We start from the raw sequence: 5875 nt of genomic DNA, 5'->3' as shown, positions 1-5875 counted from the left end.
CGGTCAAGGCGAGAGGGAGTGAGGTGTAGGTATTGACACCAAAAAGGCACTCCCTTATACTTGAGAGAAAAAGGTGCAAAAACCTATTGATAAGATTAGCGGTCAAGGCGAGAGGGAGTGAGGTGTAAAAGACTATGGCAAAATACACCAAAAGGAGAGATAAAAGAGGGTATGAGTGGAAGTCTGCTTATCGGGAGAAAGAAGCTCTTATGCTGGAGAGGGGATACCCGGAAGTAAGTCCTCATGATTTCTATCGAGAGTTGTTTCCGACTGGTAGTCTGCAGCAAGACCCGGGGGACGGAAAAGGTAATATTATAGCGACACAGATTAGACCGTCCGGCAAAGGAAGAACCCGGCAGTGGGTAATTGATGATAGTCTGAAAATGCTGGATAAGGTCATAGGAGATAGGTTTGGGCTGATACCGCCTATTAGTTTTTACGGGAAGTCACACACGAAAGAGAACGCTCATGAGCTGTTTGCGGTGGTGGTGGATGTGGATTATGTAGGCAAACAGCAGTTAAAGAACCTGTTGAAGCAGTTTGGGAATGGTGTGCAGCTTCGTCCGACTTATCTTGTCAGCTCCGGCAAGGGGGTACATCTTTACTATTTCTTGCAGGAGCCGGTTCAGTTGTATCGAAACCGGGAAGAAGTGCTTGCGGAGCTGAAAGAAGCCTTTATCCGGCGGCTATGGAATGATACCAGCTCTATCCGTCCGGACAGCCCGGATATAACCGGAATTTATCAAGGTTTCCGGTGTGTGGGGAGTCAGTCGAAGCTGGGTGCAGATTTCCCAGTAAAAGCCTATAAGCTGTCAGAGAACCGTTACACGCTGGAGGACATAAAAGCCAGCATACCGTGCTGTAAGGTAGACCTTGCTCCGTTGTACGAGAAGCCGAGAAGAAAAAGTACCGTTACGCTGGAAGAAGCAAAGGAGCTGTACCCGGAATGGTATGAGAAGCGGATCGTGCAGGGAGAGCCGAAGCAGAAAAGTAAGAAGCAGGGCGGTACGTGGGTATGTAACGAAGCTTTATATGAGTGGTGGAAACGGAAAATAACCGAGGAAGTGAAAGCCGGAGGGCGTTACTTTTCTATTATGGCGTTGTGCTCTTATGGCTTGAAGTGTGGCATATCCGAGCAGAAGATACGGAGAGACGCCTATGCGTTCTTGGACCATTTAGAGAGCCTTACCGAGGACGAGGACAACCATTTCAGCCGGGCAGATGTGAAAGACGCTCTCCGGGCATTGAAAGGGGACAGAAAAAGGTTGTCAACGATAGCAAGCCGGGAATGGATAGAGGACAACACAAAGGTTACGATACCAGCAAATAAGCGAAATTACAGAAAACAAGAGGCTCATTTATATCTTGCAAGGCGAAAAAAAGAGGATATGAAAGTTATAGGCGAAGTAGTAAAAGAGGGCAGACCAACAGCAGAGCGGACAGTCAGAGAATGGCAGGAGAGCCACCCGGCAGGAAAGAAAGCGGACTGCATTCGAGAGACAGGACTTGCAAAGCATACGGTTTATAAGTGGTGGAAGTAGGGCATACTTGAAATGCCGAAAGGCATATGCTATAATGCCAATAGGCAAGAAAGACGAAAGTGCTCATTGTGGCACGCAAAAAGCCCCGGAGTTGCGACCTCCGGGGCTTTTCTATTCCGTTGTGGCAAGGTGGCTTATGCCTTAGGCTGGCTACCGCCTATTTATCTCCGTCCAGCCATTTGCAGATGTAGTAGGCGACTACACTTGCCAAGACAGAGAGTAAGAAAGACGAAAATATACTCATGGTGGCACACCCCCTTTCTGTACCTGTATAGGGGTGGTAGCGTCGCCCATTATACCATAGTGGCAGAAATGCCACAAGAAGCCATTTCCCCTTGTTTATTATCAAAGCCATAAGGAAAAGAGTGTCAAGGGCGGTCATAGACCGCAGCGTTTACCCTTGATACTCTTTTTTGTTGGCTATAATGCCGGAGGGGAAAACGGCTGTCCGTCCGTTCCTTTACTTCCCCCCCTGTGCTTCATTGTCCGTTCCGGCGGAAGAAAGTAAAGGGTGGTCTGCGACCATTTTTTATCTGCTGTACTCGCTGATCGGCAAGCCGAAGCTCATACTGCAGATAAAAAACAAGCCCTTGACTGTCTTCCTCCTACACTTCCAAAGTCGCCCAAGAGGAAGTAAGCTCCACTATATTCTTGGCAGAATATACGCACGAATATATCCGCTTGATATAGAGTTTATATCATGCTATAATATGTGTAGCGGATATATTGCAAGTTCCCTAAAGTGTTACCACTTTAGAACTTGTGAGGGTGGCAAGCCCCCCTTCAATCCCCCTTTTCAGAGAGCCGAAAGGCTCATAGTGTGACGGTGGTAGCACCGAAGAAAGAGAGGTCAAAGGCATGAAAAAAGAAATGGATAAAATTCAGTTTGAGTACAGATACGAGGTGCAGGAGCTGATGAAAGTAATTGATAAATATGTAAAACAGAACCCGGCAGAAAAGGAAAATAAGACGCTGGAGCGTTTCTTTGACTTGCTTGATGTCATGGATATGGAGTGGTAAGGGTATGAACAAGACAAGACCAAAGCAGTTATCATTCCGAGTAAGTGAAGAAGAATACCGGCAGTTGCAGGAGAAGATTTTAGAGAGTGGAAAGAACCAGCAGGAGTATATCCTTTCCTGTGTGCTGGAGAAGCAGATCGTGAATACGGACGGTATCAAAGAACTTATCCCGGAACTGAAACGGATAGGGAACAACCTCAACCAAATAGCAAAGCGGTGTAATGAGGGGGGAATGTTGCCGAGTGAAGCGGAAGTGCGGAAGCATGGAGAGGAGCTGAACAAAGTATGGCAGTCATTAAGGCGGTATCTTCAAAGGCGGGCATAGGGCACGCAATAGATTATGTGACGAAAAAAGAAAAGACAGAGGAGAAGCTTGTCAGCGGTCTGCATTGTGAGCCGGAGACGGTCAAGGAAGAAATGCAAGCCACAAAGGAGCTGTGGGGCAAGACGGACGGAAGAACCTATAAGCATTATGTGCAATCCTACCATGAGGACGAGGAAATAACCCCGGAGCAGGCTCACAAGAACGCTGTCGAGCTGGCAGAGCATACAAAGGCATGGAAAGGGCATGAAGTTCTGATAGCCACGCATATAGACAAGGGGCATATACACACGCACTTTATTGTTAATTCCGTAAATTATGAGAACGGTCATAAGCTCCAATGGAGTAAGCACGACCTTAAAGACTTAAAGGAACGGTGCAACGAGCAGAGCCGGGAACAGGGCTTGCATGTGCCGGAGAAAGGAAAGACATTTGCTGGAGAAGTACGGGAAGAAACGGTGGCATGGAGCAAAGACACCTACCAGCTTTTGAAACAGGCAGAGCAGGGAAAGGTCAAAAGCTATGTGCAGGATATTGCCCTTGCGGTGCTGGATTGTAAGGAAACAGCGACCAGCCGGGAAACATTTATCCGGCTGATGAATGAAAGAGGGTACGGAGTGGACTGGCAGGACAGCCATAAGTACATCACATATACCGACTTAGCCAGGGAACAGGCAGGAGAAAAGGCTTGTAAAATCAGAGATAACAAGCTGGAAAAATACTACAATATGGATTTCGGAAAGGAGAGCATTGAGCATGAGTTTGAGAGAAATGCACGAACAGCAGAAGCAGAGCAGTCCAAGAGAGCAGCTTCAAGAGTTAAACCGACAGAGCCGGACAGAGCTGGAAAACAGTCTGCTCAAAGAAGCGTTGGCGATGTCGAGCGAGAACTGCGAGGAATTGATGAAGCAGTCAAATCAAGAACAAGTAAGGGCAGAGCAGAACAGGCAGAGAGACGCAGAGCAGAACAGGAAGCTCATCAGCGAGCTGAAGCAGAGCGTAGAGCTGCTGAAGAACAGCAACGAGTTGCTTCAAGACGCTATATCGGACGAGGTTGGGAGCTTGAAAGATGAGGTTAAGGAAAACACCGTCCAAGAGGTTAGAAAGGCGTTACAGGCGAATATAGAGGCTATACAGAGGGCTACAAAGCTTCTTGAGAAGCAGTCTGATACACTTACGAGCGTGATGAAGCAGAAGATCCGGGAGCTGGAGGAAAGTAAGAACAGCTTTTTCAGATATGAGGGCTTGAAGTTGTACCTGTTTTGGGGCGGTATGGTCTGCAATATTTTAGTGTTTCTTATGCTGGCATATAGCTTGTTTGGAAAGTAAAAAAGAGTGATAAATTAGAATTTTCTATTGTTTTTTGAGGTGTTATTTATTATAATAGATAATGTTAATATAGAATAAAAACTGCCAACGGGTAGTGAATGCGTAAAGCATTTGTTTGTACATCGTTAGGTCTTTGAAGATGTGCATTCAAATGCTTTTTCTTTTATAACATTAAAAGGAGAAGAACCATGTTTAGAGAAATGAGAAGATTTAAGCAGTTATTGCCACAAGAAACCGCTATAGAAATTTTGAACAGAAATACAAGCGGAACTTTAGCGTTAATCGGAGATAATGATTATCCATACGCCGTTCCTATAAGCTATGTTTATATAGATGGAAAACTGTATTTCCATTCTGCTAAAAGCGGACACAAAATTGATGCAATTATTAAACATGAAAAAGCATCTTTTTGCGTAATTGATCAAGATCATATTGTGCCGGAGAAATATACTACATATTTCAGAAGCGTCATTGCGTTCGGTAAAGTACATCTTGTAGAAGATATGAATGAAATGCGTCGTATTGCAACCTTGCTTTTTATGAAATATTCAGCAGATTACAAAGATGGAATTCCTAAAGAAATTGATTCTTCTATCAGAAACATGGCAATCATTGAAATGACAATTGAACACCTGACTGGTAAAGAAGCAATTGACCTGGTTAAAATGAAAAAAGTTGATAAAGAATAAGCACTGCCACCGGGTAGTAGATGCGTAAAGCATTCGACTGTACATCGTTAGGTCTTTGAAGATGTATATTCGGATGCTTATTTTTTTGGAGGTTATTATGAAAGAGTTTAAGGACTATTTTTCAAAAAGTGAAATTGTTTTGTGGAGTTCTTCTGTAATGGTTATTATAATTTCATTCTGTGTTTTTGACAGAATAAATTATATGACTTTGTGTGCATCGCTAATAGGAGTAACATCTTTGATATTTAACGCAAAGGGAAATCCGTTTGGACAATTACTTATGGTTGTATTCAGTTTGCTGTATGGGATTATTTCATATACCTTTTCGTATTATGGGGAGATGATTACATATCTTGGAATGACAATGCCGATGGCAATTTTTGCCTTAATATCATGGCTGAAGAATCCGTATAACGGAAACAAAGCGGAGGTTAAAGTTAATAGCATTGGAAAAAGAGAAAATGTCTGTATGTGGATTGTGACATTTGTTGTTACATTTCTATTCTATTTGATTTTGAAGTGTTTTAATACAGCTAACATCATCCCGAGCACTATATCGGTAACAACAAGTTTTCTTGCAGTATACCTTACCTTTAGGAGAAGTCCGTATTTTGCATTGGCATACGCTGCCAATGATATTGTTTTGATTATATTATGGATATTGGCAAGTCTGTATGATATTAGATATGTTTCGGTGGTAGTATGTTTTATTGCGTTCTTTGCTAATGATATATACGGATTTGTAAGTTGGAGAAAAATGAAAACCAGACAGCAAGAAATAACTAATGTTGTGAGCATAATGTAAATTCCAGTTTGTCGGTACGAAGAAAAAGGTAAAATACTGTAGTGATAAGATTAGCGGTCAAGGCGAGAGGGAGTGAGGTGTAGGTATTGACACCAAAAAGGCACTCCCTTATACTTGAGAGAAAAAGGTGCAAAAACCTATTGATAAGATTAGCGGTCAAGGCGAGAGG

Annotated in this window: 7 protein-coding genes; all 7 read left to right on the top strand. The window is 43.5% G+C overall.

Features of this window, described 5'->3' with window-relative positions; translation table 11 throughout:
* The first annotated feature begins 134 nt into the window (after positions 1-134).
* The 7 genes from BQ7344_RS00045 to pnuC all read left to right on the top strand — a co-directional run bounded on the left by BQ7344_RS00045 (position 135) and on the right by pnuC (position 5706).
* Positions 135-1541 carry a repa gene (locus BQ7344_RS00045; protein WP_072520881.1) on the top strand — a complete coding sequence of 469 codons (1407 nt, stop codon included), beginning with the start codon at positions 135-137 and terminating at the stop codon, positions 1539-1541.
* 858 nt (positions 1542-2399) lie between these two features.
* A complete protein-coding gene (locus tag BQ7344_RS16250) occupies positions 2400-2561 on the top strand; it encodes a hypothetical protein (RefSeq protein WP_004614779.1) in 162 nt (53 codons plus the stop codon).
* A gap of 4 nt (positions 2562-2565) precedes the next feature.
* Positions 2566-2886, top strand: a complete 321-nt coding sequence (locus BQ7344_RS00030) for a MobC family plasmid mobilization relaxosome protein (protein WP_021638906.1) — start codon at positions 2566-2568, stop codon at positions 2884-2886.
* A complete protein-coding gene (locus BQ7344_RS00025) occupies positions 2847-3956 on the top strand; it encodes a relaxase/mobilization nuclease domain-containing protein (RefSeq protein ID WP_072520880.1) in 1110 nt (369 codons plus the stop codon). The genes BQ7344_RS00030 and BQ7344_RS00025 overlap by 40 nt, the downstream gene beginning before the upstream one ends.
* Positions 3946-4212, top strand: coding sequence for a prefoldin domain-containing protein (locus tag BQ7344_RS00020; protein ID WP_071143404.1), 267 nt, complete (start codon positions 3946-3948; stop codon positions 4210-4212). Before BQ7344_RS00025 ends, BQ7344_RS00020 begins: the two co-directional genes overlap by 11 nt.
* Positions 4213-4400: 188 nt before the next feature.
* The gene (locus BQ7344_RS00015; RefSeq protein WP_071143405.1) at positions 4401-4901 is read left to right on the top strand and encodes a pyridoxamine 5'-phosphate oxidase family protein; all 501 of its coding nucleotides are present in this window, start codon (positions 4401-4403) and stop codon (positions 4899-4901) included.
* 97 nt (positions 4902-4998) lie between these two features.
* Positions 4999-5706: a nicotinamide riboside transporter PnuC gene (pnuC, locus tag BQ7344_RS00010; RefSeq protein ID WP_199484358.1), complete on the top strand. Its 708-nt coding sequence runs from the start codon at positions 4999-5001 to the stop codon at positions 5704-5706.
* Positions 5707-5875 lie beyond the last annotated feature (169 nt).

The organism is Blautia sp. Marseille-P3087 (assembly GCF_900120195.1).
Classification (GTDB): Bacteria; Bacillota; Clostridia; order Lachnospirales; family Lachnospiraceae; genus Blautia_A.
The sequence above is the reverse complement of the archived record's forward strand: the minus strand, read 5'-3'. Positions and strand labels throughout refer to the sequence as shown.